This is a genomic window from Streptomyces coeruleorubidus, assembly GCF_028885415.1.
Taxonomy (GTDB): domain Bacteria; phylum Actinomycetota; class Actinomycetes; order Streptomycetales; family Streptomycetaceae; genus Streptomyces; species Streptomyces coeruleorubidus_A.
On sequence record NZ_CP118527.1, the window covers coordinates 839618 to 866510 of the forward strand.

The following is a 26893-nucleotide window of genomic DNA, read 5'->3' on the forward strand; positions in this document are numbered from 1 at the left end:
GCTCAGGCGCCGTCGTGCCGGGCCAGCTGCTCCCCCAGGGGGCTGCGCCGGTACAGGACGCGGCGGCCGTCGCGGGCGCGGGTGACCAGGCCCGTCGCGTGCAGGACGCGCAGGTGCTGGGACACGGCGCTCGGGGTCACCCCGAGGCGCCGGGCCAGCTCCACCGTGGGCAGGGGCTCGGCCAGCAGCCGCAGCAGCGTGCTGCGGGGCGCGCCGAGCAGGGCTGTGAGGGCGGGGGCGTCCGGCTCGGGCTCCGGTTCCCACAGGGTGGCGGCGCCCCGGCTGGGGTAGGCGAGCATCGGAGGTTCGGCGGCGCTGACCGGGGGCGCCGGCTGGTGCGCGAACAGGGACGGCACCAGGCGCAGGCCGCGTCCGGAGCCGTCCACGTGGTGACGTCCGCGCATTCGGTCGATGCGCAGGACGCCGTCGTCCCAGCGCAGGTTGCGGTGCAGGTCGGCGAAGAGCAGCCGGGCGCCGCCGGTGGCCAGCTGCCGTGCCCGGTGCGTGATGTCGGCCTCCAGCACGAGCCGCATCCGGGGCCAGGACGGCAGCAGCGCCGACTCCCAGTACCGCCGCAGGAGTTCGCACAGCTCCTCCAGCAGCTCCGCGACGGGGGCGTCACCAGGCGCGGTGACCGCCCGCAGGGCAACCGGCAGGGGCCTGGGCGCGTGCGCGGCGAGCAGGTCGCGCCGTACGGTCTCCGCGGGCGTGGCGCGCACGACGGTCAGCTGCTCGTCGAGAGTGGGCGCGAAGGACGTCGGCCTGGGGGTCAGGAAGTCGGGCAGGGCCAGGGTGTCCCCCACGAGAGCCGCGAGCAGCCGGGCGTCGGCCGGGTCGAGCTCGTGGAGCACGGCGGCGCGCCACCGGACGTGCAGGGGATAGAGGGCGGGGGCGCGCAGGGCGCGCAGACTGCCCATCACCTCGCGCAGATGGTCGCGCAGCGAGATCGCGAAGCGGGTGTCGGCGAGGTCCTCGGCGTCGAGCCGGAAGCTGATCATTAAGGCCCCCGCTACATCCTTTGGCAACCGCCTTGCCATGGCGTGGACTTCGGTCCATGACGGATCACGATCACCGGCAGCCTACAGCGCACCCGGGCGCGAGTCCCCGGGTCGTCCTGGCCCTGGCGCTCGTCTGCGGTACGGCCGTGGGCAATGTCTATTTCCCTCAGTCCCTCAGCCCGCTGATCGCGTCCGGGCTGCACGTCTCGCCCGACGCGGCCGCCGGCGTCGTCACCGCGACGCAGTTCGGCTACGCGGCCGGGATCTGCCTGCTCGTCCCGCTCGGCGACCGCCTCCCGTACCGCCCGCTGCTGGTCACCCTCCTCACACTGACCGGCCTCGGGCTGTTCGCGGCGAGCGCCGCGCCGGGGCTGGTGCCGCTGGTCGGTGCCAGTGCCCTGGTGGGGGTGACGACGGTGGTGGCACCGCTGGCCGGGCCGCTGGCGGCCGGCCTGGTGCCGCAGGAGCGGCGTGGTGTCACCGGCGGGACCCTGCTGAGCGGCGCCCTCGCGGGCATGCTGCTGTCGCGCACCGTCGGCGGCGCGCTCGGCGACTGGCTGGGCTGGCGGGCACCGTACGTCCTGGCCGCCGTGCTGTCCCTGGCCGTGGCCGCCCTGTCGGCGCGTCTGCTTCCGCTGACGTCCCCGCCCTCCGCGCAAAGCTACTTCGCGCTCCTGGCCGAGCCGCTGCGGCTGCTGCGCACGGAGCCGGATCTGCGCCGCTCCTGCCTGTACCAGGCCCTGGTGTTCGCCGGTTTCTCCGCGGTGTGGACGGGTGTGGCGCCGCTGCTCACCGGCCCCGTGTACGGCATGGGTGCGGGGGCCGTGGGGCTGCTCGCCCTGGTCAACGCGGTGACCATGGTGTGCACGCCGGCCGCGGGCCGCCGGGTCGACCGGCGGGGGCCGGACGCGGTCAACGGGGTGTGCTTCCTGGCGGTGGGTGCCTCGGCCGCAGTGCTGGCGCTGGGCGGTGTCGGCGGTGCGGCGGGGGTGGCGGCCCTGGTCGCAGGCACGCTGCTGCTCGACGTCGGGATGCAGTCCGGGATGGTCGCCAACACGGTGCGGATCCAGGGGCTGCGCGCGGAGGTGCACAGCCGGCTCACCACGGCCTATATGACCTGCGCGTATCTTGGTGGCGCCGTCGGCTCGTGGCTGGGCATGCGCGCGTACGGCCGCTTCGGGTGGCTCGGGGTGTGCGCGCTGGTCGCCGCGCTCACGGCCGCGGCCTTCGCCCGCCACCGGGGCGCCACCCGCCGTACGGCGGGGAGGTTCCGCCGCTCGGCGGCGTCCGCTGCCGGGGCGGCGGGACCGACCATGGCCGCACGAGCCGCCGCGACCTCGCGTGAGGAGACGTCATGACGCATGTTCCGCCCCCGTTCGACCCGGAACTCGCCGGAGCCCTGGAGCTGATCAAGGACATGATCAGTCCGGGTCTCACCCTGGACGAGATCGCCGAGGTGCGTCAGGGCCCTGGCATCCAGCTGCTGGCCGATCTGGACCTGACGATGGGCGGGACGTTCGAGGTGGAGGACCGGCAGGTGCCCGGGCCGCAGGGCGAGCCAGACATCTCGCTGCTGATCTGCCGGCCGACCGCCCCGGCGACCGCAGGGGCGCGGCCCGTCATCTACCACGTGCACGGCGGCGGCATGGTCATCGGGAACAACCGGGTCGGCGTCGACGTCTCGCTGGCGTGGGCGCGGGCGCTGGACGCGGTCGTGGTGTCGGTGGAGTACCGGCTGGCGCCGGAGCATCCGTATCCCGCGCCGATCGAGGACGTGTACGCCGGGCTGTTGTGGACGGCGGACCACGCCGCCGAGCTCGGTGCCGACCCCGAGCGGATCGTCATCGCGGGCGCCAGCGCGGGCGGCGGGCTGTGCGCGGCCCTGGCGCTGCTCACGCGGGACCGCAAGGGGCCGCAGCCGATCGGGCAGGTCCTGTTGTGCCCGATGCTCGACGACCGCAACGACACGCCGTCGACGTACCAGATGGCGGGCCTCGGAGTATGGGACCGCACCGCCAACGAGACCGGCTGGACCGCGCTGCTGGGCTCGCGGCGCGGCGGCCCCGACGTGCCGGAGTACGCGGCACCGGCCCGTGCCGAGGACCTGACCGGGCTGCCCCCGGCGTTCCTCGACGTCGGCTCCGCCGAGACCTTCCGCGACGAGGTCGTCGCCTACGCCTCCCGCATCTGGCAGGCCGGCGGCGTGGCCGAGCTGCACGTCTGGCCCGGCGGCTTCCACGGCTTCGACGGCTTCGCGCCCCAGGCGGCGCTCTCCCAGTCGGCGCGGGCGGCGCACGTGGACTGGCTGCGGAGGTTGCTGAGCGCGTGACGGGCGGAGAGTCCGGCGGGCCGGGGAAGCGCACGCAGCTCGCACCGGCTCGACTCCCACTCCGGCCGCACCTGCCCTGCCGACCGTCCGCAGCGCGGCCTGCCACCGGCGCCGCCAGGGCAGAGCGCGCGGGCAGCCACCTGCACGCGGGGCCCGCTCGGCGGCCGCATGCCGCATGCCGCACCATGAGCCTATGAAAGAGCTGGCCGGGCGCCTGACCGCGCTCGATCCGGATGCCGGTGCGGCGGTCCGGGTCATCGCCTACTTCGACCGTCTGGCCGAGTCCAGGGCCGGTGTGGAGGCACTCGTACGCGGTGCCGCCGTACTCGCCGGCTGCCCGGCCCGGCTGGTGGACCCCGAACGGCGCGTGCACGTGCGCGTGGAGCCCGACGGCACGAGGCGGGACACCGAGGCGTCACTTGATCCCACCTGGCCGTCCGCCCGGCTGACCCCGAACGGCACGGCGGCGCTGTGGCTGGAGCGGGCCGGGGTGGCGACGGACGTCGTGGACACGGGCCGTGCGGGGGCGGCGTCCGGCGCCGTGAACGCTGGCCCTGGCGGGTCGGCGCCGGGCGCCGTGAATGCGGACCTTGCCGGGCTCGCGCACGACGTGGAGCACACAGGCCGTACCGAGACGGCACCTGACGCCGCGAACACGGACCACGACGAGACAGCGCCCCGCATGCTCGACACCGACCGAGCCGGTGCAGCGTCCCGCATCGTGACCACTGACCCTGGCGGGTCGGCGCCCGGCAACATGAACGCCGGTCGTGCCAGGGCGGCCTCCCACGCCGTGGACACGCACCGTGCCGGGCTCGCGCACGACGTGGAGCACACAGGCCGTACCGAGACGGCACCCGACGCCGCGAACACGGACCACGACGAGACGGCATCCCGCATGCTCGACACCGACCGAGCCGGGGCGGCGTCGCCCCGCATGCTCGACACCGACCGAGCCGGGGCGGCGTCGCCCCGCATGGTCGACACCGACCGCGCCGGGGCGGCGTCCCGGGTGGTTGGCGGTGAGCACGCCCGGGTCGCGCCCAGTGTGGTCGACGCGGTGATTCTCGAACGGGCCGCCGGTGCCATACGGCTCGTTCTCGACCGCACCCGCGGACGGGCCCCGGCCGACGATCCGGCGCTGGTCGAGACGCTCCTCGACGGCACGGCACCGGAACCGGCCCGGCTGCATGCCGCCCGTCGCCTCGGACTGGACCCCACGGTCCCGGCCCGGGCTCTCGCCCCGCTGAACGACCGGCCACGAGTCGTGCCCGACGGGGCGGAGGCCGGCGCGGTCGGACGGCTCGGCGTCGGGCCCGCCGTTCCCGTGCCGGAGCTCCCCCGGTCGTGGGCCGAGGCGCGTACCGCCCTGCGTTTCACCGCCGAGGGCACGCCGCAGGACCCCGGTCCGCGGGTCGTGTACGCCGACGAGCTGGGCGGCATCGCCCTCCTCGCCGATCTCGTCGTGCCGGGCGCCGAACCGCCGCCCGACGTCCGTGCCCTGGAGACGGCCGCGGCGACCACGCCCTGGCTGGCGGCGACCCTGCACGCGGTCGCGTCCACGGCGAGCCTGCGGGCGGCCGCCTCCGAGATCAACGTCCACCACTCGACGCTCCAGGACCGGCTGGCCCACGCCGAGCACCTGCTCGGCTGGCCGGTGCGCACCCCGCAGGGCCGGCTCCGGTTGCAACTGGCACTGGCGATGCGACACCTGGCCCGGCCGTAGCCGCCGCGCGCCCGCCCGTGACCGCGTGATCCGGATCGTGTCCGGCTGGGAGACACTGTCCGGGCGCCGTCCGGTACGAGGTTCAGGAGCATGAGGCATGAGCGTGCAGCGGTTTCCCCTGGCCGGGGTCACGGTGGTCAGCCTGGAACAGGCCGTGGCCGCGCCCTACGCCACCCGGCAGCTCGCCGACCTCGGCGCCCGTGTGATCAAGGTGGAGCGGCCGGGCGGCGGCGACTTCGCCCGCCGGTACGACACGACCGTGCACGGCCACTCCAGCTATTTCGTGTGGCTCAACCGGTCCAAGGAGTCCCTCACACTGGACCTCAAGGATCCACGGGGCCACGAGATCCTCCACGAACTCCTCGACGGAGCCGACGTGTTCGTACAGAACCTCGCCCCGGGCGCCGCCGGCCGGCTCGGTCTGGACGCCGCCACCGTCACCAGCCGCCGCCCCGGTCTGATCCCGTGCACGATATCCGGCTGGGGCACGACCGGCCCCTGGGCCGACCGCAAGGCGTACGACCTGCTGGTGCAGTGCCAGACCGGTCTTGTGTCCCTGACGGGAACCCCCGAGGGGACCGCTCGGACCGGGATCTCCGTCGCCGACATCGCCGCCGGGATGTACGCCTACAGCGGCATCCTCACGGCCCTGTACACCCGCGCGGTCACCGGCGAGGCCCACCCGGTGGAGGTGTCCCTGTTCGAGGCGCTGGCGGAGTGGATGGGCCAGCCCGCCTACTACACCCGGCACGGCGGCACCCAGCCCCCGCGCCTGGGCACCCAGCACGCCACCATCGCGCCGTACGGGACCTACGAGGCCGCCGACGGCAGGGAAGTGCTGTTCTCCATCCAGAACGAGCGGGAGTGGGCGGCCCTGTGCACCGGGTTCCTCGGCCGGCCGGAGCTGGTCGGCGATGCGCGCTTCGCCACCGCCTCCGACCGCGTCGCCCACCGCGAGGAGCTCAACACGATCGTCGCTGCCCGCTTCGCCCGCTCCGGCTCAGTAGAGATCCTCGAGGACCTGGAGGCCATCGGCATCGCCTGTGCCGGGGTCAACGACGTCGCCGCGTTCCTGGACCACCCGGTGCTGGCCGCCCGCGGCCGCTGGACCGAGGTCGCGGTGCCGGGCGCCACGGTGGAGGCCCTGCTCCCGCCGGCCGACCTCGCGGGCCTGCCCGCCCGCATGGACCCCGTACCGGCGATCGGCGAGCACGAGTCGATCCTCGCCGAGCTGGGCCGCACCGACGAGGAGGTGGCGGCCCTGCGCGCGGACGGCGTCGTCTGACGCCCTCGGGGTCCCCGGCGGCAACCGGGAGAACCTACCGGGACCCGGTGGCGCGCTCCGCCGCCTCAGCCTCGGCCTCCTGCTTCTTCGAAGCCCGCAGGCTGGTGATCGTGGTGACGGCCAGCACCAGCACGATGAAGCTCAGCGAGAAGGGGATGCTGATCTCGGGCACGTGGACGCCCGACTCGTGCAGGGCGTGCAGCACCAGCTTCACGCCGATGAAGCCCAGGATGATCGACAGGCCGTAGGAGAGGTGGACCAGCTTCTTCAGCAGGCCGCCGATGAGGAAGTACAGCTGGCGCAGGCCCATCAAGGCGAAGGCGTTCGCGGTGAACACGATGTACGGGTCCTGCGTCAGTCCGTAGATCGCGGGGATGGAGTCGAGGGCGAACAGCACGTCCGTGGAGCCGATCGCGAGCATCACGACCAGCATCGGGGTCATGATCCGCTTGCCGTTCTCGGTGATGAACAGCTTCGTGCCGTGGTAGCGGTCGGCCACGCCGAAGCGCTCCTCCGCCATCTTCAGCAGCTTGTTCTCCTGGTACTCCTCCTCGTGGTCCTCCTTGCGGGCGTCCTGGATCAGCTTCCAGGCGGTCCAGATGAGGAAGGCGCCGAAGATGTAGAACACCCAGGAGAAGGCGGTGATGATCGCCGCGCCGGCCGCGATGAAGCCGGCCCGCAGCACCAGGGCCATCAGGACGCCGACCATCAGCACCCGCTGCTGGTACTGCGAGGGCACCGCGAACTTCCCCATGATCAGGACGAACACGAAGAGGTTGTCGACGCTCAGCGACTTCTCGGTGATGTACCCGGCGAAGAACTCACCGGTGGGTCCGCTCCCACCGAAGTACCACAGCCCCAGCCCGAACAGCACGGCCAGGACGATCCACACCACCGTCCACGTCCCGGCTTCCTTGACGGACACGTCGTGAGGCTTGCGGCCGACGAAGAAATCGACGGCGACGAGCAGGCACAGTGCTGCCACGGTCAGCAGCCACACGGAGAGCGGGATGTTCACTGATGCTCCTGTTACAGGTGTGGGGATGGCACATCGTTGTCCGACGTGGCTGATTTCCGCCACACCTGAAAGGTGAACAGTTGGTCACAGCTGCGCGTGCAGTGCTTCCAGGACGTCCTGGTCCGTCATCTGGTCGAAGTTCTCGTACCACAGGCCCACGGCCATGAACGCGGCCGGCTGGTACAGGCAGATCACCTCGTCGGCCTCGGCGCGCATCAGCTCGGCCGCCTCCGGGGAGCACACCGGCGCGGCCAGCACCACCCGTTCGGGCGCCTGACGGCGGACGAATCGCAGCGCGGCCCGGGCCGTGGAACCGGTCGCCAGGCCGTCGTCGACCACGATCACGGTGCGACCGCGCAGGTCGGGTGCGGGACGACCCTGCCGGTACAGCCGCTCGCGGCGGCGCAGTTCCGCGCGCTCCCGCTCGATGACGGATGCGAGGGCGGCCTCACGCAGGCCCAGGTGGCGCATGGCGTCCTCGTCGAGGAGCGGCACCTCGTCCCCGGCCATCGCGCCGACGCCGAGCTCCTCCTGGAAGGGCGCCCCGATCTTCCTGACGACGAGCACGTCGAGCGGGGCGTCCAGCGCCCTGGCGACCTCGCGCGCGACGGCGACCCCGCCGCGGGGCAGGGCGAGGACGAGGGGATTCGGCAGCGCTCCCTCGCTCTGCCGGGTGCGCAGTGTTTCGGCCAGTTCCCCGCCGGCCTGCCGGCGATCACGGAACCGCATGACGGTCACCTCTGCTTCCCGCCCGGAGAGGGCCCTCGGTCGGCCCGGCTCCCGCGTACCCCCTGCCTACCGGACAATGCACACATCGCCTACCGGACAATGCACACCTTCCGGACCTCCGTCACACTCGGAACGCGGGGTGTTTCCGGGCGGGCGGCGCAGGCAACCCGGGACCGTGCGCACGGCGCGACCGTACGTACGGCACGGCCCTGACCGCACGACCGGCGCACCCGGCCACTGAGCAGACTCCGACGCGACGGGAGCACCCGGATGACCACTGCCCCTTCTCATCCGCAGCCCGCCCGGCCGGGCCCGCGCATCGGCGTGCTGGGTTCGTACGGCGGCTTCAACATCGGCGACGAGTCGATCCTGACCTGTGTCCTGCACTGTCTGCGCGCCCAGCGGCCCGACGCCCGGCTGGTCGTCTTCAGCCGGAACGCCGAGCACACCCAGGCCCATCACCCGGGCGCCGACGAGGTGGTGGACTGGGAGGGCGTCAGCCGCAACCACGTCCTGGTGGCACTGGCCTCGCTGGACGTGCTCGTCCTGGGCGGCGGCGGGCTCCTGTTCGACGGTGAGGCGCGCCGCTATCTGCGCCTGGTCCGGGCCGCGCAGGAGCGGGGCATCCGCACCTTCGCCTACGCCATCGGCGCGGGCCCGCTGCGCGAGGCCGACGACCGGGAGGCCGTACGCACCGTGCTGGCCGACATGGACGACGTCGTGGTGCGGGACGAGGAGTCCAAGCTGGTGCTGGAGGAGGTGGGTGTCGAACGCGATGTCGTCGTCACCGCCGACCCGGCGCTGCTGCTGGAGCCGGAGCCGTTCACCGACGAGATGATGCGCCACGAGGGCGTGCCCACCGACTCGCGTCTGGTGGGGATGTCGGTGCGGGAGCCGGGCCGGGCGGCCGAGAAGCTGGACGAGGGCGACTACCACGCGCTGCTCGCCGACGTCGCCGACTTCCTCGTCCGCCGGCTGGACGCGCACGTGGTGTTCCTGCCGATGGAGCGGCACGACGTGCGGCACGCGCACGCCGTGCTGTCCCACATGACCGCTCCCGACAAGGGGCGGATCCTGCACGGCTCGTACAGTCCGGGGCAGGTTCTCGGCTTCATGCGCCATCTGGACCTGGCGGTCGGCATGCGCCTGCACTTCGTGATCTTCGCGGCGCTCTCCGGGCTGCCGGTGCTGCCGCTCCCCTACTCCGGCAAGGTCTTCGACTTCGCACGCCGGATGGGGGCTCCGGCCCTGGTGGGCGTGGCGCGTGAGCAGGCCGGGCTGCTGCTGGCGGAGGTGGACCGGCTGTGGGACGAATATCCGCAGCGCCAGGAGGAGCTGCACTCCCGCGTCCGGGAGCTGTCCACGCAGGCCCTGGAGACCTGTGCGCGCTGCGGCGTGCTGCTGGACGAGGTCGACGGCGGCCCGGAGGCCGCCATGGGCACCGCTCCCCTCCTGGACACGCACGCAGAACCACCGCCCGAGCCCGCTGCCGAACCCCGCCCGCTGGGCGTGTGACACCGACACCGCCGAGGCCCCGCCCGCGGGAGGACACCGATGCCGATCCTGCAAGAACCGCGCGAGCCCCACACGGTCACCCTGCCCGCACGGCCCGCACGGCACGGCGGCCGGACGGAGGTCCTGGTCGTCGGCGGCGGCCCGGCCGGGTTCGCCGCCGCGGTCGCGGCGGCCGACGCCGGGGCCGAGGTCGTCCTGGTGGAGCGCTACGGATTCCTCGGCGGCAACGCGACCGCGGCGCTGGTCATGCCGCTGATGTCGTTCCACAACGAGCACAAGCAGGCCACGTTCACCGAGTCCGGAGACGAGGCCCGGCTGCTGCCCACCGACCACGGCGAGGGCGAGCCGGTCGTCCAGGGCGTGCTGTGGCAGCTGCTGGACCGGCTCATGGGGCGCGGCGGCTGTCTCAAGCCCTCCCCGAGGACCGGGTACACGGTTCCCTTCGACCCGGAGCTCTTCAAGCTGGTCCTGCTCGAGATGATGGACGAGGCGGGCGTGCGGATGCTGTTCCACGCCTTCGCCTCCACCGCGCTGCGCCTCGACGACGGCTGGCGGGTGGTGTTCGAGACCAAGTCGGGGCCGGTGGTGATCGACGCCGACGTGGTCGTGGACGGCACGGGCGACGGCGACGTCGCGGCGGCCTGCGGGGCGCCGTACGAGATCGGCCGGCCGGAGGACGGGCTGGTGCAGCCGATGACGCTGATGTTCCGGGTCGCGGACTTCGCCCGGCCCGACTTCGCGGAGTACGTGCGGGAGCATCCCGACCAGTGGCGCGGGGTGCACGGTCTGTGGGACCTGGTCGAGGAGGCCCGGGCGGACGGTGATCTGCGGCTGCCGCGCGAGGACATCCTGTTCTTCGCGACGCCGCATCCGCGCGAGGTCAGCGTCAACAGCACCCGCGTGAACAGGGTGCTCGGCACCAGCGTGTGGGACCTGACCCGGGCCGAGTACACCGCCCGGCGCCAGCTCGCGGAGATCGACCGTTTCCTGCGCACCAGGGTGCCCGGTTTCGAGGAGTCGTACGTGGTGCAGAGCGGCACCCACATCGGCGTCCGGGAGACCCGGCGCGTCGTCGGCGACTACCACCTCACCGGCCACGACATCCTGGCCGCCCGGCGCTTCCCGGACGTCGTCGCGCACGGCGCCTACCCGGTCGACATCCACAACCCGCGCGGCTCCGGGACGGTCCTGAAGCGGGTGCCCGCGGGCAGCTTCTACGACATCCCGCTGCGCTGTCTCGTACCGAAGGGCACGGAGCGGCTGCTGGTGGCGGGCCGCTGCATCTCGGGGACGCACGTGGCGCACTCCTCGTACCGGGTCATGCCGATCGCGATGGCGACCGGCCAGGCGGCGGGCGTGTGCGCCGCGCTGACCGTACGTCACAAGCACGGGCCTCGGGGTGTGCCGTACCGGCTGGTGCAGCGGGAACTGCTGCGGCAGGGCGCCCGGCTGCGCATCGATGTGCCGGTGGCCGGCTGACGCGGGCCGCCGTCAGCCCGCCGCGGTCCTCAGCTGGTCGTGGCACCACTGCCGGACCACCTCGGTGACCTGGTCGAGTGCGCCCGGTTCCTCGAACAGATGCGTGGCGCCGGGCACCACGTGGATGGTGTGCGGGACGTGCAGCCGGCGGGCCGCCTCCTCGTTGAGTCGCAGCACCTGCCGGTCCCGGCCGCCCACGATCAGCAGCACCGAAGCCCGGACGGCGTCCAGGGCGTCGCCCGCCAGGTCGGGCCGCCCGCCGCGCGAGACGACCGCCGGCACCCGGTCGGGGCGCTCAGCGGCGGCGACCAGAGCCGCGCCCGCGCCGGTGCTGGCACCGAACAGGACGACGGGCAGGCTCTGGGTGCCGGGCGACTGTGCCAGCCAGTCGACGGCGGCCACCAGCCGACGGCCCAGCAGGGGGATGTCGAAGCGGAGTTCGGCGGTGACGACGTCGAGCCGTTCCTCCTCCTCGGTGAGCAGGTCGATCAGCAGGGTGCCGAGTCCGGCGGTGCGCAGGCCGGCGGCGACCTCGCGGTTGCGGGGGCTGTGCCGGGAGCTGCCGCTGCCGTGCGCGAACAGCACGACCGCGCGGGCGGCCGGCGGCACGGTCAGATCGCCGGTGAGCGCGGCGCCGTCGGCGGGCACGGTGACCGTCTGGGAGATCATCGGAGGCCTCCTCTCCCCCAATTCCCGGATTCCCGGAGCCGTTCGTCCGCCGGTTCCCGGGTTCTTCCGCCCGCCTACCCACCCTGCGGCGGCCGTCCCGCCTCCCGCATGGCGCGATCTGTGGGATGTGTGTCGTTGACGCCATACCGCGGGCCGGAGGAGCGTGGAGGCGTGACTCCCCGCCGTGTCGTGACTCCCCGCCGTATCGTCTTCGTCGTCTTCGACGGCTTTCAGCCGCTCGACCTCACCGGCCCGCACGAGGTGTTCCACAGCGCGGGCGACGACTACGCCTGCGAGGTCGTGGCGCCCCGGGCGGGACCGGTCAGCTCGGGCAGCGGGCTGCTCGTGCATGCCGAGCACGGCGTGGCGGACCTCGGCCCGGCCGGGATCGACACGCTCGTGGTGGTCGGCGGCCGGGGTGTCGACCGGGCCCGGCAGGACGAGGCGCTGGTCTCCTGGATCGCCGCCGCGGCGGCCGGTGCCCGGCGCGTGGCCTCGGTGTGCAGCGGGGTGTTCCTGCTGGCGGCGGCGGGACTGCTGGACGGGCGCCGGGTCACCACGCACTGGGCCCGCGAGCAGCAGCTGGCCCGGGAGCACCCCGAGGTGCGGGTGGACTGTGAGCCGATCTTCGTCCGGGACGGGCGGGTGTGGACGTCGGCCGGTGTGACGGCCGGCATGGATCTGGCGCTCGCCCTGGTGGAGGACGATCTGGGCCGGGACGTCGCGCACGCGGTGGCCCGCCGGCTGGTGCTGTTCCTGCGCCGGCCGGGCGGGCAGTCGCAGTTCAGCGTGGCGTTGTGGGCGCGGCAGCCGGCGACGGACCCGGTACGGGCCGCCGTCACCGCGATCCACGCCGATCCGGGCGCCCGGCACGACATCGCCGGCCTCGCCGCGCACGCCGGGCTGAGCCCACGGCACCTCCAGCGCCGTTTCACCGCCGAACTGGGCGTGCCGCCGGCCGCGTACGTCGAGCGGGTGCGCGTCGAGGCGGCCCAGCGCGCCCTCACCGAGGGCGACGAACCGGTCGAGGCCATCGCCCGCCGCTACGGCTTCGCCACCGCCGAGACCCTGCGCCGCACGTTCCACCGCCGGCTCGGCATCGCGCCGTCCGACTACCGCGCCCGCTTCCGCTCCACCGCGGAACCCGCCGGCGCTCACCCCGTCTCGTAGTAACGCTCACCACTTCTCATGGAAAGGGGAACCCGTATGACGACATACGGCCTGCTGGTCTTCGAGGACGCCGAGGAGCTCGACTTCGTGGGCCCCTGGGAGGTCTTCAACGTCTCCGCCCGGCTGCGCGACGGCGCGGACACGGCCGTGCTCGTCGCCGAGCACCCCGGCCCGGTGCGCTGCAACAAGGGCCTGCGGGTCCTGCCCGACCACACCTTGGACGACCATCCGCCGCTCGACGTGCTGCACGTGCCGGGTGGCCGGGGCGCGCGCGAGGTCCAGATCCACAACCCGGTGGTCACCGACTGGATCGGGAAGACCGCGGAGCGGGCCGCGTGGGTGCACGGCGTGTGCACCGGCACGATCCTGCTGCACGCCGCGGGTCCCGCACGCGGGCGGCGGGTGGCCACGCACTGGAGCCAGGAAGACACCCTCGAGGCCCTCGGTGACGTGACGGTCGTCCGGGACGTCCGCTACGTCGTGGACGGCGACCTGGTCACCAGCCAGGGCGTCTCGGCCGGCATCGACAGCGCGCTGTGGCTCGTCGGCCGGCTGCACGGCCGTGACCACGCCAGGGCCGTGCGCCGCCACATCCAGTACGACCCGGCGCCGCCGTACCTCGCGGACGAGCCGGTCTGACCCACGCGCCGGGCCGGTCGCTGCATGGGGGCGCGAGCCTCGGGCAGTCGATGTTCATGGCAGGTGACAGGGGCGACGAGGGGCAGGGACGGCAGGCGGGCGAGTGCGGGCACCGGGCGGTGCCACATCCCGAGTACATCCGGATCGAGGCGTGGGCGGCGTGCCGGGAGCACTGTCTGGCGGAGGCCGTCCTGGCGATGGTGGAGTGCTTCGCGGACGTCTCCGGAGTGCGTCCGACCGCCGTGGACCGGGTGCGGCTGGCCGAGGCCAGCGACGACGACCTGCTCGTCTCGCTGCTGGACGAGATCATCTTCCGGCTGGAGGAGTACGGCCAGGTGCCGGTGGACGTGGAGGCGGACGAGGCCGACGGCGGCCTGGACGTACGGCTGGCGGTGACCGGTCTGGCGAATGTGGAGATCACCGGGGCGGTTCCGACGGCCGTCGAGTGGAACGAGCTGCGGATCGGGCCGGATCCGTACGGGTGGTCGTGTGCGGTGACGGTCGACGCGTGACCCCGTCGGCCGGGGTGCGCCTACCGTGGAGGTGTGGGCGGCGGCGTCGTGACGCTGTTCCTGTGCGGTGACGTGATGCTCGGGCGCGGCGTCGACCAGATCCTGGCGCACCCGTGTGATCCGGCACTGCGGGAGGCGTACGTCGAGGACGCGCGGTCCTACGTCCGGCTGGCGCAGTCGGCGCACGGCCCGGTGCCCGCCCCCGTCGATCCGTCCTGGCCGTGGGGCGAGGCGCTGCGGGTGCTGGACGAGGCCGCCCCGGACGCCCGGATCGTGAACCTGGAGACGTCGGTGACGCGCGGCGACACGTTCGCCCCGGACAAGGAGATCCACTACCGGATGCACCCGGCCAACCTGCCGGCCCTGGCCGTGGCCCGGCCCGACCTGACCGTCCTCGCCAACAACCACGTCCTGGACTTCGGCCGCCCGGGCCTGCTGGAGACCCTGGACTCACTGGCCCGGGCCGGCCTGCGGACGGCGGGTGCGGGACGTGACGCCGAGCAGGCGTACGCGCCCGCCGCGGTCCCCCTCCCCGGCGATCGCCGGCTGCTGGTCCTCGCGCTCGGTGCGCGCTCCAGCGGCATCCCGTCCGGCTGGGCGGCGACGGCGGACCGGCCCGGTGTGGCGTACGTGCCCGAGCTCTCGCCCGCCGCGGCCGACTCCGTGCTGCGGCACGTCCGCCGGATCCGCCGAGCCGGTGACGTGATCGTGGTGTCCGTGCACTGGGGCACGAACTGGGGGTTCCGCGTGCCCCGGGAGCAGGTCCGTTTCGCGCGCGCCCTGGTGGACGGCGGGGTCGACGTCGTCCACGGCCACTCCTCGCACCACCCCCGCCCGCTGGAGGTGTACCGGGACCGGCTGATCCTGTACGGCTGCGGCGACTTCGTCGACGACTACGAGGGCATCACCGGTTACGAGGAGTACCGCGACGACCTGCGGCTGGCGTTCCTCGTCTCGGTCGAGGCGGTCAGCGGCCGGCTGGCGGGGCTGCGCATGGTGCCGCTGCGGGCGCGCCGGATGCGGCTGGAGCCGGCCTCCTGGGCGGACCGAGCGTGGCTGCGGACGACGCTCGACCGGATCAGCGGCGGGGTGGGGGTGACGCTGGAGCCGGACGGCTCGCTGGCGTTGACGCGCGGATGAACCGGTGGTGGCTCGGCCCCGACCGGTCCGGCCGCGCCGCATGAGCCGGGAGACCGGTCCGGCAGCGCGGGATGAGCCGGAAGACCGGCCCGGCAACGCCGCACGAGCCGGAAGACCCGCCCGGCAGCCCCGCACGAACCGGAAGACCCGCCCGCCAACGCCGCACGAGTCGGGATACCCGTCCGGCAGCCCCGCACGAGCCGGAAGACCCGCCCGGCAGCCCCGCACGAACCGGAAGACCCGCCCGGCCCCCGTTATGTTCTTCGCGGTCCTGCAAGAGGGCCACTGGCCTCCGGGCCCGGTATGGCTGGTCCCCCCTGTCGAACGGATGACCTGGGGGGTGGTGCCACCGGGCCCGAGAGGCGCCGTGGGAGACGCTGATGAGAGGTCCGACTACCGCCCGGCCGGGCGCAATGCCCGGCCCTTCGCAGGCGGCAGGTCTGCATAACGTGGATGCGCGCACGACGCCAACGCCCGGGCCAGTACCGCACCAACCCGTTCGGGAGGACGGCTTGAACGACAGCGACGAGATAGGCGTCTTCCTCGGCCTGGACGTCGGCAAGAGCGCCCACCACGGGCACGGCCTCACCCCGACCGGCAAGAAGGTCTTCGACAAGCAGCTGCCCAATACCGAACCGAAGTTGCGGGACGTCTTCACCAAGCTGAAGACCAAGTTCGGCACCGTCCTGGTGATCGTGGACCAGCCCGCCTCGATCGGCGCCCTGCCCCTGACGGTCGCCCGCGACGCGGGCTGCAAGGTCGCCTACCTGCCCGGACTCGCCATGCGCCGGATAGCCGATCTCTACCCCGGCGAGGCGAAGACCGACGCGAAGGACGCCGCGGTCATCGCCGACGCGGCCCGCACGATGCCACACACCCTGCGCTCGCTGGAGGTCAGCGACGAGATCACCGCCGAGCTGACAGTTCTGGTCGGCTTCGACCAGGACCTCGCGGCTGAGGCCACCCGCACCAGCAACCGCATCCGCGGCCTGCTCACCCAGTTCCACCCCAGCCTGGAGCGCGTCCTCGGCCCCCGGCTCGACCATCAGGCCGTCACCTGGCTGCTGGAACGCTACGGATCTCCGGCCGCGCTGCGAAAAGCCGGCCGCCGCAGGCTCGTTGAGGTGATCCGGCCCAAGGCTCCCCGGATGGCGAAGCGGCTGATCGACGACATCTTCGAGGCCCTCGACGAGCAGACCGTCGTCGTTCCGGGCACCGGCACGCTCGACATCGTGATCCCGTCGCTGGCCCGCTCGCTCAGCGCCGTCCATGAACAGCGACGGGCGACGGAAGCCCAGATCGCAGCCCTGCTGGAGGACCACCCTCTTTCAAAGGTCCTGACGTCGCTGCCCGGCGTCGGCGTCAGGACCGCCGCCACGCTGCTGGTCACCGTCGGCGACGGCACCAGCTTTCCCACCGCCGCGCACCTGGCCTCCTACGCCGGCCTCGCCCCGACCACGAAGTCGTCGGGCACCTCGATCCACGGCGAGCACGCCCCACGGGGCGGCAACCGGCAGCTCAAACGGGCGATGTTCCTGTCCGCGTTCGCCGCCCTGCACGATCCCGCCTCCCGCACCTACTACGACAAGTGCCGGACCAGAGGAAAGACCCACACACAGGCCCTCCTCCGGCTCGCCCGGCAACGGATTAACGTGCTGTTCGCGATGCTCCGCGACGGCACCTTCTACGAACCCAGAACCCCACGCCTCGCTTGACGAAGGACATAGAGGCACCCCCCCCCACGAACCCGAAGACCCGCCCAGCAGCCCCGCATCAAGCCGGGACGTCAGCCCGCCCAGGCCACCAGCCGGTCCCGGTTCTCGGGCGCCCGCAGCCGGGCGAGGGACTCCTTCTCCAGCTGGCGTACGCGTTCGCGGGTGAGGCCGACGCGGCGGGCGACCTCGTCGCGGGAGCGGGTGTGGCCGTCGTGCAGGCCGTAGCGGAGGCTGAGGATCATGGCCTCGCGGGGCCCGAGCGTGCCGACGGCCTCGCGCAGTTCCTCGGCGAGGGCCTGGTACTCGGCCACCTCCGGGGCCTGGAGCACCTCGGTGTCGGGGATGAGGTCGCCGACCACGGTCTCACCGGCCTCGTCCACGGGCGTGTCCAGGCTGACGGCCTGCCGGCCGACGCGGCGCAGCCAGCCGATCCTGTCGGCGGCGAGGCCGCTCTCGCGGGCCACTTCCTCGACGCTCGGTTCACGACCCAGGTCGAGTTGCAGACGCCGTTCGATCTTGGCGACCTTCTGGAGCTGCTCGACGACGTGCATCGGCAGCCGCACGGTGCGCGCGTGCGCGGCCAGGCCCCGTTCGATCGCCTGGCGGATCCACCAGGTCGCGTAGGTGGAGAACTTGAAGCCCTTGGTGTGGTCGAACTTCTCCACGGCCCGGATCAGCCCCAGGTTGCCCTCCTGGATGACGTCCAGCAGGGGCAGCCCGCGGTGGGCGTGGCGTTTGGCCATCGACACGACGAGCCGGAGGTTGGCCCGGACCATGTGGTCCTTGGCGGCCTGCCCGTCCCGGGCGGCCTCCTCCAGCTCTTCGCGACGCTCCGGCGTGAGGTCGCGCTCACCGGCGTCGGCCTGTTCCAGTTCCTCCAGCGCCCGTACGCCCGCCTGCATCCGCCGGGCCAGCCGGACCTCGTCCTCCGCGGTGAGCAGCGGTGTCGCCGCGATCTGCGTGAGGTACTGGCCGAGGAGGTCGGGTTCCTCGTCGGGCTCGGGGATGCGGTTGCGCAGTCGTGCGGTGCGAGCGGGGGCGCGGCGGTCCTCCCGCTGTGCCGCGGGGTCTTCTGCCAGGGGAGACATCCTCGTGATCCTCCATCCCCTACCTCTTTTCCGGCTCGCTACCTTTTCCGGCTCGTTCCGGAGGGTTCTCGGGTACCCGAGGCGATCGGTCCCGAACCGCATGTCCGGGTCCCGCGGGGGTACCCCGGGGCACATGACCGGCATCGAAATGCGCAGCGACGCGTTCAACGACCACTCCTTCATCGCGCGCCGGTACGCGTACGAGGGACCGAACGTCTCTCCGCCGCTGACCTGGAGCGGCGTACCGGACGACGCGGCCGAACTGGTCCTGCTCTGCGAGGATCCCGACGCCCCGTCGGGCACCTTCGCGCACTGGGTCGTGGTCGGCATCGACCCGCACAGCGACGGCGTCGAGGCCGGGCACTGCCCACCGGGCGGCACGGAACTCGTCAACGGCTACGGGCAGCGTGGCTGGGGCGGCCCGCATCCCCCGCCCGGGGACGACGCACACCACTACTTCTTCCGGCTCTACGCCCTGTCCGAACCGTGCGTCCTGCCCGACGCGCCCCGTGCGGACCAGGTGCACGAGGAGGTCGAGAAGCGCCGCATCGCGGACGGCACGCTGGTGGGGCTCTACCAGCGCTGAGACGGCTCACGGGTGGGACCGCCCGTGTCTTCGTGGCACAACGGCCGGTTGTGCCACGGGTGACGGACGGTTGTTTGCCCGGGCGGCCCGGCGCCCGCTTGGATGGCTGCCGGTCAACACCGGGTTGTCCGCGGGAGCTGGGAGTGTGCGCCGGGTATGGCGGGCAGGCGGTCGCTGGGGCGGCGGTTCGGGTGGCTGTGGGGTGCGTACGCGGTCAGCACGGCCGGGACATGGCTCGCGTTCGACGCGTTCGCCCTGATCGCGGTCCTGGCGCTGGACGCCGGACCGACGCAGCTGTCGCTGCTGGCGGCGGTCGGACCGGCCGTCGGCGCGGCGGTGTCGGTGCCGCTCGGGCCGTGGGTGGAGGTCCGCCGTAAACGGCCGGTGATGATCGCGGCCGACCTGGTCCGGTGCGGGGTGCTGCTGAGCATCCCCGTGGCGTTCGCCCTGGGCCGGCTGGGCTTCGGCCAGCTGCTGCTGGTGTCGGTGGCCGTCGCGGCGGCCGACATCACCTTCAACGCGGCGGCCGGGGCGTTCCTGAAGGGGCTGGTGCCGCGGCGGGACCTGCTCGTGGCGAACGGGCGGTTCGAGGCGACGACCTGGACGGCCAGCATGGTCGGGCCGCCGCTGGGCGGGGCCGCGATCGGGCTGTTCGGTCCGGTGACGACCGTGGTGGCCGACGCGGTGAGCTATCTGCTCTCGGCGTTCGGCCTCCGGGCGATCGGCGGCGAGGAGAAACCCCCGGTGCGGCCCGCGTCCGGCGAGGTCCGCCGCGCGGGCGACCTGCTCGACGGCTGGCGGTACATCCTGGCCGACCCGGCGCTGCGCCCGCTCTTCTTCAACACGGTCCTCGTCAACTCCCTGATCATGGCGGCCTCTCCACCGCTCATGGTCCTGATGGTCGATGATCTGCGGTTCGCCCCCTGGCAGTACGCGCTCGCCTTCGCGGTGCCCTGCACGGGCGGCCTGCTCGGCTCACGCCTGGCACCACGGCTCGTGACGCGGTTCGGGCGGCACCGGGTCATGCTCGCCGCGGGGGTGCTGCGGGCGTGCTGGTCACTCGGACTGGCCTTCGTCGGCCCCGGTACGGCCGGGCTGGCGCTGGTCATGGTGGTCGAGTTCGGGCTGATCGCCTGCTGTGCCGTGTTCACCCCGGTGTTCGCCACGTACCGCCTCGACCGGACCCCCTCGGACCGGGTCACCCGCACCCTGTCCGCCTGGTCGGCCACCGGCAAGGCCACCACAGCGGCCGTGACCGCCCTGTGGGGCTTGCTGGCCCACCTGACCGGCCCCCGTACGGCCATCGCCCTCGCCGGCGTCTTCCTCCTCTTCACCCCCGCCCTGCTCCCCCGCCGCGGCAGGACACCGGACGCCGGCCCCGAGCCGACTCCCCTGACGCTGAAGGACGCCGCCTGAACGGCCCGCTCGCGGGAGCGGTGGGCCGGGGACGGGAGCGGCGTCGCCCCGTCCCCGGCCCGGGCCGGATCAGACCGCCCCGGGCACGTCCTCCATGACGCCGTTCAGCGGCGAGGACGGGTCCGTGCCGTACGGACGGGTGATGATCTCCAGGCCGTGGCCCGCCGGGTCGAGGAAGTACACGCCCCGGCCGCCGTCGTGGCGGTTGATCTTGCGCGGGTGGTTGCCGTGCGGGTCGGCCTGGATGGGGATCCGGGCCGCGACGAGCCGGGCGAGGGCCTCGTCGAACTCGTCCTCGGAGACGAGGAACGCGTAGTGCTGCATGGGAATGTCGGCGTCGATGGTGAGGAAGTCCAGTGTGACGCCGTTGGCGGTCGTCACCGGCAGGAACACCCCGGCCGGTGCCCCGACCTCCAGACCCAGGATCTCCGCGAGAAAACGAGCGGACTTCTCCCGGTCACGGGACAGGACGATGGTGTGATTGAACTCGACTGACACGGTTGAATGCCTCCACGGGCATCTCCGCGGCGCCTCCATGCCTCACCCGGACGGTGACCGACACGCGATGCCGCGCGGTGGATCGTAGACAGAGGCGGCTGTGGTCGTCGAGCGGTTTTCGGCCGTATCGCGCCGCCCCGCCCGGCAGGGCCAAGTACCCTCGCCCGTACCCCTGTTGTCCCGCACGACCCTGACAATTGTCAGGGACCGCGTCGCCCCTGCTCTCCCTACAGTTCTGAGCGTCGGCCACACCTCAGGGGGAACTCGACATGTCCACTCGCATCTTCGCCAGGGCCGCGCTCGTCGGCGCCGGGGCGCTCGCTCTGCTCGGCCCGCTCACCGCGGGGACCGCAGCCGCGTCCGCCGCGGGCGAGCGGGGCGGCGCTCGCGTCATGGCCGCGCCGTACGCGGTCGTACCGTACGAGACCGTCAACGTCCGCCACGGGCCGGGCACTTCCTACGGAATTCTCGCCACCGTTCCGGCGGGCCAGCCGCTCGGCGCCTACTGCTGGACCCGCGGTCAGCGCATCACCGACAACGGCTACAGCAACGACGTCTGGGTGAAGCTCCTCGAGGGCTACGTCAGCGCCGTGTACCTCAAGGGCAACGAGTACGGCGACCTGCCCGCCTCGGCGCGCTGCTGACCCGGATCATGACCACTTCCGACCACACCATCCTCACCATCGTCCTACGGGGGACAGACACATGAAGCGAATGATCAGCCGTACCGCCATGGGCCTCGCCGTGGCCGCGCTCGCCGTCGGCGGCCTCGCCACCACGGCCCAGGCGGCCCCGGCGGTCGCAGGCGGCGGCGACCCGACTCTCACCGACGTCTACATCTGGGCCACCGACGTCAACCTGCGCCAGGAGCCGACCACCAACTCCCCGCGCCTCGCCGTCCGTTCGCAGTGGTGGGCGGACGCCATCTGCCAGAAGCAGGGCCAGACCGTGCACGACCCGGCCGTCGGCACGAACAACTGGTGGACCGCCGTCATGGAGCTCTCGGGCAGCGACGTCGCCTGGGTGAACAACCTGTACATCCGGGGCGGCCAGAAGATCGCCGGCGTCCCGGACTGCTGACGCCATCAGCCTCCACACGCCCGCGGCGGGCCACCGGGAGATCGGTGGCCCGCCGCGGGCTCGTTGCCGGTCAGCAGTAACCGGCTGACTCCTTCTTGTCGTCCTGCTTGGGATGGTGCGCGAAGGGGGCGGACCGGAACACCGGCCGCCCCCTGTGGCGTGTGTGCGGCTCAGTACCAGCCGGTCTCGGTCAGGTCGTGGCCGTCGCACGAGAGCAGGGCGCGTGAGACGCGTCCGTTGAGGTTGTTGCCCATCTGCGTGTAGGCGTAGGTGATGCCGGGGTCGACGCTCTCGGAGACCCAGCCGTCGACGCGGCCCACGCCGTTGTCGGAACGCTGGAGTACGGCGACGCAGCCGGGCCGGGAGTTCTCGATCCGGGCGAAGGAGCCGCACTTGTCGGAGTAGAAGTACTTCAGGGCCATGCCTTCGGCGTACTTGGTGGCCCCGATCTGCCGGAACGTGCCCGAGCAGTAGGAGGTGGTGGGGTACTGCCCCTCGTTCCCGTAGGCCCCGTAGTTGCCGCCCGAGTGCGGCGCGGCCTGGGCGGAGGTCGGGAGGAGCGCCATCACCGCGGCGGCGCCTCCGGCGGCCAGCAGTGTCCTGAGTGATCGGCGGCTCATGAGCCCTCTTTCGTGTGTCGGCGGGTGTTTCCGGTCGTGACCGTACGGGCGTCATCACACCTGCGACACCTGACACTTATCAGGGTCGAACGCCACAGGTCGTCTCGTTTCGGGGAGCCCTGACATTCGTCAGGACCGGCCCCACCGCTCGGGCTCCTAGTGTGTCGGCGCGAGGCCAAGGCTCCGCCGGACAACCGTGCGACCGGGCACCGGGCCACCGGCGACCAGGAAGGGCAACCATGCGCATACTCCTGCGCGGCGCCGCGGCGCTCGCGACCGTCGTCACGGTCGCTGCGTTGGCGGGCGGCGCGGCGGCACTCCCCCGGCCGGGGACGAGCGCTCAGGCCGCTCGAAGCGCTCAGATCCCGGACGGCGTCACCGCCGGGATCGCGGTCTTCGACCGCCGCACCGGCACGTTCACCGAACAGGTCGACGAGAGCGCGCGGTTCCGGTCCGCCTCGGTCGTCAAACTGCTGCTGGCCCTGGACTTCCTGTGGAACCGCGGGCCCGGCTACACGATCCCCGAGGCCGACCGGGCGCGGCTGGAGCCGATGCTGCGCAGCAGCGACGACAAGGCCGCGAACCACTACTGGTCGCAGTACGGCGGCTCGGCGATCATCGGCCGGATGACCACCCGGCTCGGTCTGCGCGACACCGCGCCGCCGCCCGCCGGGCACGAGGGCTACTGGGGCTACACCGCCCTGTCGGCCCGGGACACCGTGGCGATCTACCGCTACATCCTGGACGAGGCGCCCGCCCCCGTGCGCGACTTCGTAATGGACGACCTGCGCCGCTCCACGCGCTGCGCCTCGGACCGCTTCGACCAGCACTTCGGCATCGCGGGCTCGTTCGACCGCCCCTGGGCGGTGAAGCAGGGCTGGGCCGGGGAATACGCGAAGGGGACGTGCGGCGCCTCGGGGGCGGCGGCCGGGACAGCACCGGCCGCCGCTCCCGCCGCCCGGGCCGCCGCCGGCGTGGACCTCACCCGCCCCGCACTGCACACCACCGGCACGGTGGGCGCGGACAACCGCACGATCGTGGCCGTACTGACGCTGCATCCGGTCGGCACGTCGTACGGGAAGGCGTACACCGACCTCGGCCGGCTGACCCGCTCGCTGAACGTGCCGGGCGGGGTGCGGCCGGCGGGGGCGTGGTTCGGCACCTGGGGCGAGTTCGTGAACGTCCGCAAGGGCCCGGCCACGGGTGATGCCCGGGTCACTCAACTCCCGGCCGGGGTCGAGGTGCTGGTGGGCTGCCAGACGCGGGGCCAGGTGGTCAGCGTGCCGCCCTACACCAACGAGTGGTGGGCCTATCTGCCCCAGTACGGCGGCTACATCTCCAACATCTACATCAGCTCGCCGGACAACCGGCTGCCGAACGTCCCGGAGTGCGGCTCGCCGCGGCCGTGACGGGAACGGGGGACGAGCGGTGGGCAGGGCCCTGAGGGGTCCGGCCCACCGCTCGCGTACGTCCGGGGGTCAGCGCTCGTACTCGGCGAGGTAGCCCAGCACCTTGTCCACGTGCGGGCGTACCCGTGCGGGGACGCCGCCCTCCTCGATGATCGTGCGGTCGCTGGTGCGGTAGCCGGCCGCGACCAGTGCGGGCAGGTCCTTCTTCGGCAGTCCCGCCTGTTTGAAGCGCTGGTCGAGCCAGCACACGTACAGGCTCATGGTGGCGATCGCGTCCGGCGGCGACATGTGGTCCTTGTCGCCGTCGCCGTCTCCGTCCACCGCCCAGGCCCGGAACACCGACGGGGTCCACATGGCGATGCCGTACTCGTCGCTCTCCGGCCGGGCGGCGTCGGCGTCGAAGCCGCTCTCCGCCTTGAGCAGTGCGGCGAGCAGGGCGGGGGTGATCTCCTCGTCGGTGCAGCGGTGGGCGGCGCGGGCGATGACGGGGCGCAGCGCCTCGGGTACGTCGGAGTCCTCCGGGATCTCACCGGGCACCGGGCTGTGCGCGCCGGTGACGGCGGCGGAGGCGCCGCGGTCGCGTTCGTCGTCCCGGGTGTCGCCGGCTCCGTCGAGGAGTGCCGCCCCGGCGACTGCGGCGGCGGTCAGGACGACGAGCCCGGCCGCCACGGCCGGCACCAGGCGTCGCCGGCGGCGGCGCGGATCGCCGGTGAGTTCCTCGATGCGGGCGGCGACGCCACGGGCGGTGTGCGGGAGCCGGGTGGCGTGGTCCGGCGCCAGGCAGTCGGCGATCAGCCGGCGCATGTCGTCGCCGAGGCCGGCGTCGAGCCGCAGGGGTGCGGTGCCGCGTGCGTAGGCCTGGGCGGCCAGGGAGCGGGCCCGGGCCGTGGCGCCCGGGAAGGGGTGGAGTCCGCCGGTGAGCACCTGGTGGGCGAGGACGCCGAAGGCCCAGATGTCGGCGGTGGGCCGGACGACGGCGCCCTGGGTGCCGGTGCGCTGGGACCACCACTCGGGCGGCAGGTGGTCGAGGGTGCCGAGCGGCGGCAGATGGGCGTGGGTGCCGTCGAGTTCGGCGGCCAGCCCGAAGTCCGCCAGCCACACCTGCCCGCTCGGGCCCAGCAGGACGTTGGCGGGCTTGAGGTCGCCGTGCACCCAGCCGGCGTCGTGCATGTGGGCGAGTCCGGCGGCCACTCCGCGCAGGACGCGGTCGGCACGGTCGATCGGCCCGCCGGTGGCGGCGGTGTCCAGGACGTCCTTCAGGCTGGCCTCGGCACGGTCCATGACCAGGGCGATGGCGCCGTCCAGGGCGGGCAGGTGCGGTGCCTCGACGGTGCACACGGCGTGGGTCCGCACGAGGTGGGGGTGGTCGGCCTCGGCGCTGAACCGGACCTCGCGCTCGACGAGTTCACCGAGCGCGGCGCGCTGCCCGGGCCCCAGGGCGCCGGTCGGGAGCACCTTCACGGCGGCGGGTGTGCCGTCGGCGACGGTACGGGCCTCGTAGACGGTCCCCCAGCCGCCGGAGCCGATGACCGCGCCCACCTCCCAGTCCTCGATCCGGAAACCCTCCGGGAGGCGGGGCGGTCCGGGTATCTCCAGGTCGTCCGGGACGTCGTCGGGTCTCGTCATGCGCCTGCCTCCTGCGGCGTGAGACGGCCGGCTCCGCGGGACGGCAGCAGGCTGAGATGCTCTTCGCGTACCAGGCCGAAGCGCAGGGCGACGGAGGCGAGCCTGGAGCGCTTGGCCCCGGTGCGGCCGCCGTCGGCCCCGGTCGCGGTCTCCTCACCGAGGTCCAGGCGCAGTTTGGCGAAGGCCAGGTAGTCGATGTGGTAGTTGACCGCGGAGCGGGTCAGGTCCCGGCAGGACTCCAGTGGCCGCAGCCGCTCCACGATCTGCCCGACCCCGGGCAGCGCCGAGTCGGAGGGGTCGCGCAGCCGGGGTTCGCACAGGGCCACCAGCACCAGGAAGTACTTCGACGTCGGGTCCAGGGCGAAGGGGTGGACGGTCTGTTCCCCGCCGCCCGGCACGGACTGCTCACCGAGGTAGGCGTGCTGGGGTGCGAACACCTTGAAGGTCGCGGTGCCGGACAGGGCCGGGAGCACCACGCGCGAGAACTCGAACGGCACGGGCGCGCCGAGCCGCCCCGGGGCGACGGTCAGGTACTCGCCGGCTCCCTCCAGGTTCTCCACGACGTACGACACGCTGGGGCTGAAGTTGGACAGCCGCCAGTAGTCCCCGGCCGCCTCCAACTGCCCGGCCCTGCGCGAGATCCCGGGGTCGGTCAGCACGATGCGCACGCCTGTGCTGCCGGGCGTGCCGCGGCCGAAGTCGGCGATGTCCCCGGGGCCCAGATGGATCAGGTCGGGCCTGCCCGGCTCGTCCGCACCCCACTGTGTGGGACCGGGCAACTGCACGATGATGGTTTCCACGCGGACTCCCCCGCTGATGACGCCCCCGATTTGGTCGCGAGGATTGTACGGGCGGATTCCGCTTGCGCGGAGGCGGCAGTGCCTCAAGTCAGTCGGCTGTTTGCGGACGCCGTGCGACGAACACGAACTCCCGGCCCGGCCGGTCGGGCGCGTCGCGCACGTCCTCCACCACATAGCCCTGCGCGACGAGTTCCGCCTCGACCTCTTCCCGCTCGCGGAAGCGCAGCGTCGAATCCGACGTCAGCACCTGCCCGTCCGCGGCGAACGCATAGGTCCACCGGAACGTCACCAGCGGCCCGCTCACGTCGAGCAGATCGCCCCAGGACTCGATCGCGCCGACACCGGGGACGTCCGTCACGGTGTACGTGGCCTCGCGGTTCCACTCCTCCCAGGCGCGGCGGGCCGGAATCCGGGTCTCGAACGCGAGCCGGCCGCCGGGCCGCAGTGCCGCACGAGCCCCTCGCAGGGTCCTCCGCCAGTCCTCGGGATCGACGATCGCCTGGGCGGCGTTGCCCGTCATCGTCGCGAGGTCGGCGGTCAGCGGCGGGAGGGTCGTCGCGTCGCCATGGATCCACCGCACCCGCTCGCCGCCCGGCTTGCCGCGGGCCACGTCCAGGGAGGCGCCGGCGGGATCGACGCCGACGACGTCGACGCCGCGTTCCGCCAGCAGCAGCGCGAACACGCCCGTGCCGCAGCCGATGTCGAGCACCCGGCGCGCCCCGAACTCCTCCGCCATGCGCAGGTACGGTTCGAGATCGGCGCGGTCGGGGTCGAGCGGGTCGTACACCGCGGCGAGCCGCGGATGCCGGAAGCACTCGTCTGCCATGCGTCCGAAGGTACGAGGGC

Annotated in this window: 26 protein-coding genes and 1 pseudogene; 17 read left to right on the forward strand and 10 right to left on the reverse strand. The window is 73.1% G+C overall.

What is annotated here, in order from left to right; translation table 11 throughout:
- Positions 1–2 precede the first annotated feature (2 nt).
- A complete protein-coding gene (locus PV963_RS04015) occupies positions 3–998 on the reverse strand; it encodes an ArsR/SmtB family transcription factor (RefSeq protein ID WP_274814161.1) in 996 nt (331 codons plus the stop codon).
- Positions 999–1054: 56 nt separating this feature from the next.
- Between PV963_RS04015 and PV963_RS04020 the strand changes: the two genes are divergently transcribed.
- The 5 genes and pseudogenes from PV963_RS04020 (at position 1055) to PV963_RS04035 (ending at position 6338) form a co-directional block, all read left to right on the forward strand.
- A complete protein-coding gene (locus tag PV963_RS04020; RefSeq protein ID WP_274814162.1) occupies positions 1055–2356 on the forward strand; it encodes an MFS transporter in 1302 nt (433 codons plus the stop codon).
- The gene (locus PV963_RS04025; protein WP_274814163.1) at positions 2353–3327 is read left to right on the forward strand and encodes an alpha/beta hydrolase; all 975 of its coding nucleotides are present in this window, start codon (positions 2353–2355) and stop codon (positions 3325–3327) included. The genes PV963_RS04020 and PV963_RS04025 overlap by 4 nt, the downstream gene beginning before the upstream one ends.
- Before the next feature lie 193 nt (positions 3328–3520).
- Positions 3521–3898, forward strand: a pseudogene (locus tag PV963_RS43935) (helix-turn-helix domain-containing protein); the annotation flags it as partial.
- 111 nt (positions 3899–4009) lie between these two features.
- Positions 4010–5053, forward strand: coding sequence for a helix-turn-helix domain-containing protein (locus tag PV963_RS04030; RefSeq protein WP_274821929.1), 1044 nt, complete (start codon positions 4010–4012; stop codon positions 5051–5053).
- A gap of 97 nt (positions 5054–5150) precedes the next feature.
- Positions 5151–6338, forward strand: a complete 1188-nt coding sequence (locus PV963_RS04035) for a CaiB/BaiF CoA transferase family protein (protein WP_274814164.1) — start codon at positions 5151–5153, stop codon at positions 6336–6338.
- Between the two features lie 34 nt (positions 6339–6372).
- On the opposite strand, the gene PV963_RS04040 is transcribed toward PV963_RS04035, so the two are convergent.
- Entirely contained in the window at positions 6373–7356 is a 984-nt protein-coding gene (locus PV963_RS04040; protein WP_274814165.1) for a TerC family protein, read from the reverse strand.
- A gap of 84 nt (positions 7357–7440) precedes the next feature.
- Positions 7441–8085, reverse strand: a complete 645-nt coding sequence (locus tag PV963_RS04045; protein ID WP_274814166.1) for a phosphoribosyltransferase — start codon at positions 8083–8085, stop codon at positions 7441–7443.
- Positions 8086–8355: 270 nt separating this feature from the next.
- Between PV963_RS04045 and PV963_RS04050 the strand changes: the two genes are divergently transcribed.
- Both PV963_RS04050 and PV963_RS04055 read left to right on the forward strand, forming a co-directional pair.
- Positions 8356–9600, forward strand: coding sequence for a polysaccharide pyruvyl transferase family protein (locus PV963_RS04050; protein WP_274814167.1), 1245 nt, complete (start codon positions 8356–8358; stop codon positions 9598–9600).
- A 39-nt stretch (positions 9601–9639) separates the two neighbouring features.
- Entirely contained in the window at positions 9640–11079 is a 1440-nt protein-coding gene (locus tag PV963_RS04055) for an FAD-dependent oxidoreductase (RefSeq protein ID WP_274814168.1), read from the forward strand.
- A 12-nt stretch (positions 11080–11091) separates the two neighbouring features.
- Here PV963_RS04055 and PV963_RS04060 read toward each other — a convergent pair whose 3' ends face one another.
- Positions 11092–11748 (reverse strand): dienelactone hydrolase family protein, encoded by a 657-nt coding sequence (locus tag PV963_RS04060; protein ID WP_274814169.1) that lies wholly within the window; start codon positions 11746–11748, stop codon positions 11092–11094.
- 189 nt (positions 11749–11937) lie between these two features.
- On the opposite strand from PV963_RS04060, the gene PV963_RS04065 reads away from it, so the two are divergent.
- The 5 genes from PV963_RS04065 to PV963_RS04085 all read left to right on the forward strand — a co-directional run bounded on the left by PV963_RS04065 (position 11938) and on the right by PV963_RS04085 (position 16924).
- Entirely contained in the window at positions 11938–12918 is a 981-nt protein-coding gene (locus tag PV963_RS04065) for a GlxA family transcriptional regulator (protein WP_274821930.1), read from the forward strand.
- Positions 12919–12954: 36 nt separating this feature from the next.
- Entirely contained in the window at positions 12955–13557 is a 603-nt protein-coding gene (locus PV963_RS04070; RefSeq protein ID WP_274814170.1) for a DJ-1/PfpI family protein, read from the forward strand.
- A gap of 56 nt (positions 13558–13613) precedes the next feature.
- Entirely contained in the window at positions 13614–14069 is a 456-nt protein-coding gene (locus PV963_RS04075) for an archease (protein WP_274814171.1), read from the forward strand.
- A 33-nt stretch (positions 14070–14102) separates the two neighbouring features.
- Positions 14103–15209 (forward strand): CapA family protein, encoded by a 1107-nt coding sequence (locus PV963_RS04080; protein WP_274814172.1) that lies wholly within the window; start codon positions 14103–14105, stop codon positions 15207–15209.
- Between the two features lie 512 nt (positions 15210–15721).
- Positions 15722–16924, forward strand: coding sequence for an IS110 family transposase (locus tag PV963_RS04085; protein WP_274814173.1), 1203 nt, complete (start codon positions 15722–15724; stop codon positions 16922–16924).
- Positions 16925–16995: 71 nt separating this feature from the next.
- Here the strand turns inward: PV963_RS04085 and PV963_RS04090 are convergent, their stop codons facing one another.
- Positions 16996–18012: a sigma-70 family RNA polymerase sigma factor gene (locus PV963_RS04090; protein WP_274814174.1), complete on the reverse strand. Its 1017-nt coding sequence runs from the start codon at positions 18010–18012 to the stop codon at positions 16996–16998.
- A gap of 133 nt (positions 18013–18145) precedes the next feature.
- On the opposite strand from PV963_RS04090, the gene PV963_RS04095 reads away from it, so the two are divergent.
- Positions 18146–18598 carry a YbhB/YbcL family Raf kinase inhibitor-like protein gene (locus PV963_RS04095; RefSeq protein ID WP_274814175.1) on the forward strand — a complete coding sequence of 151 codons (453 nt, stop codon included), beginning with the start codon at positions 18146–18148 and terminating at the stop codon, positions 18596–18598.
- Positions 18599–18754: 156 nt separating this feature from the next.
- Positions 18755–20014, forward strand: coding sequence for an MFS transporter (locus tag PV963_RS04100; protein WP_274814176.1), 1260 nt, complete (start codon positions 18755–18757; stop codon positions 20012–20014).
- 69 nt (positions 20015–20083) lie between these two features.
- Here the strand turns inward: PV963_RS04100 and PV963_RS04105 are convergent, their stop codons facing one another.
- Positions 20084–20512, reverse strand: a complete 429-nt coding sequence (locus tag PV963_RS04105) for a VOC family protein (protein ID WP_274814177.1) — start codon at positions 20510–20512, stop codon at positions 20084–20086.
- 269 nt (positions 20513–20781) lie between these two features.
- On the opposite strand from PV963_RS04105, the gene PV963_RS04110 reads away from it, so the two are divergent.
- Together PV963_RS04110 and PV963_RS04115 are read left to right on the forward strand one after the other, a co-directional pair.
- A complete protein-coding gene (locus PV963_RS04110) occupies positions 20782–21156 on the forward strand; it encodes an SH3 domain-containing protein (protein ID WP_274814178.1) in 375 nt (124 codons plus the stop codon).
- A 61-nt stretch (positions 21157–21217) separates the two neighbouring features.
- Complete coding sequence (locus tag PV963_RS04115) at positions 21218–21592, forward strand: peptidase M23 (protein WP_274814179.1); 375 nt, start codon at positions 21218–21220, stop codon at positions 21590–21592.
- Positions 21593–21762: 170 nt separating this feature from the next.
- On the opposite strand, the gene PV963_RS04120 is transcribed toward PV963_RS04115, so the two are convergent.
- Complete coding sequence (locus PV963_RS04120) at positions 21763–22212, reverse strand: hypothetical protein (RefSeq protein ID WP_274814180.1); 450 nt, start codon at positions 22210–22212, stop codon at positions 21763–21765.
- A gap of 239 nt (positions 22213–22451) precedes the next feature.
- Here PV963_RS04120 and PV963_RS04125 point away from each other — a divergent pair, with 239 nt between their 5' ends.
- Positions 22452–23621 (forward strand): hypothetical protein, encoded by a 1170-nt coding sequence (locus tag PV963_RS04125; protein ID WP_274814181.1) that lies wholly within the window; start codon positions 22452–22454, stop codon positions 23619–23621.
- 69 nt (positions 23622–23690) lie between these two features.
- Here the strand turns inward: PV963_RS04125 and PV963_RS04130 are convergent, their stop codons facing one another.
- The 3 genes from PV963_RS04130 to PV963_RS04140 all read right to left on the reverse strand — a co-directional run bounded on the left by PV963_RS04130 (position 23691) and on the right by PV963_RS04140 (position 26873).
- Positions 23691–25247, reverse strand: a complete 1557-nt coding sequence (locus PV963_RS04130) for a serine/threonine-protein kinase (protein ID WP_274814182.1) — start codon at positions 25245–25247, stop codon at positions 23691–23693.
- Complete coding sequence (locus PV963_RS04135; protein ID WP_274814183.1) at positions 25244–26047, reverse strand: serine/threonine protein kinase; 804 nt, start codon at positions 26045–26047, stop codon at positions 25244–25246. Before PV963_RS04135 ends, PV963_RS04130 begins: the two co-directional genes overlap by 4 nt.
- Positions 26048–26135: 88 nt before the next feature.
- Complete coding sequence (locus PV963_RS04140) at positions 26136–26873, reverse strand: class I SAM-dependent methyltransferase (RefSeq protein WP_274814184.1); 738 nt, start codon at positions 26871–26873, stop codon at positions 26136–26138.
- Positions 26874–26893 lie beyond the last annotated feature (20 nt).

Coding starts and splice junctions, on each gene's coding strand:
- PV963_RS04015 (WP_274814161.1), bottom strand. CDS start 998: ATGATCAGCTTCCGGCTCGACGCCGAGGACCTCGCCGACACCCGCTTC.
- PV963_RS04020 (WP_274814162.1), top strand. CDS start 1,055: ATGACGGATCACGATCACCGGCAGCCTACAGCGCACCCGGGCGCGAGT.
- PV963_RS04025 (WP_274814163.1), top strand. CDS start 2,353: ATGACGCATGTTCCGCCCCCGTTCGACCCGGAACTCGCCGGAGCCCTG.
- PV963_RS04030 (WP_274821929.1), top strand. CDS start 4,010: ATGCTCGACACCGACCGAGCCGGTGCAGCGTCCCGCATCGTGACCACT.
- PV963_RS04035 (WP_274814164.1), top strand. CDS start 5,151: ATGAGCGTGCAGCGGTTTCCCCTGGCCGGGGTCACGGTGGTCAGCCTG.
- PV963_RS04045 (WP_274814166.1), bottom strand. CDS start 8,085: ATGCGGTTCCGTGATCGCCGGCAGGCCGGCGGGGAACTGGCCGAAACA.
- PV963_RS04050 (WP_274814167.1), top strand. CDS start 8,356: ATGACCACTGCCCCTTCTCATCCGCAGCCCGCCCGGCCGGGCCCGCGC.
- PV963_RS04055 (WP_274814168.1), top strand. CDS start 9,640: ATGCCGATCCTGCAAGAACCGCGCGAGCCCCACACGGTCACCCTGCCC.
- PV963_RS04060 (WP_274814169.1), bottom strand. CDS start 11,748: ATGATCTCCCAGACGGTCACCGTGCCCGCCGACGGCGCCGCGCTCACC.
- PV963_RS04070 (WP_274814170.1), top strand. CDS start 12,955: ATGACGACATACGGCCTGCTGGTCTTCGAGGACGCCGAGGAGCTCGAC.
- PV963_RS04075 (WP_274814171.1), top strand. CDS start 13,614: ATGGCAGGTGACAGGGGCGACGAGGGGCAGGGACGGCAGGCGGGCGAG.
- PV963_RS04090 (WP_274814174.1), bottom strand. CDS start 18,012: ATGTCTCCCCTGGCAGAAGACCCCGCGGCACAGCGGGAGGACCGCCGC.
- PV963_RS04095 (WP_274814175.1), top strand. CDS start 18,146: ATGACCGGCATCGAAATGCGCAGCGACGCGTTCAACGACCACTCCTTC.
- PV963_RS04100 (WP_274814176.1), top strand. CDS start 18,755: ATGGCGGGCAGGCGGTCGCTGGGGCGGCGGTTCGGGTGGCTGTGGGGT.
- PV963_RS04110 (WP_274814178.1), top strand. CDS start 20,782: ATGTCCACTCGCATCTTCGCCAGGGCCGCGCTCGTCGGCGCCGGGGCG.
- PV963_RS04115 (WP_274814179.1), top strand. CDS start 21,218: ATGAAGCGAATGATCAGCCGTACCGCCATGGGCCTCGCCGTGGCCGCG.
- PV963_RS04120 (WP_274814180.1), bottom strand. CDS start 22,212: ATGAGCCGCCGATCACTCAGGACACTGCTGGCCGCCGGAGGCGCCGCC.
- PV963_RS04125 (WP_274814181.1), top strand. CDS start 22,452: ATGCGCATACTCCTGCGCGGCGCCGCGGCGCTCGCGACCGTCGTCACG.
- PV963_RS04130 (WP_274814182.1), bottom strand. CDS start 25,247: ATGACGAGACCCGACGACGTCCCGGACGACCTGGAGATACCCGGACCG.
- PV963_RS04140 (WP_274814184.1), bottom strand. CDS start 26,873: ATGGCAGACGAGTGCTTCCGGCATCCGCGGCTCGCCGCGGTGTACGAC.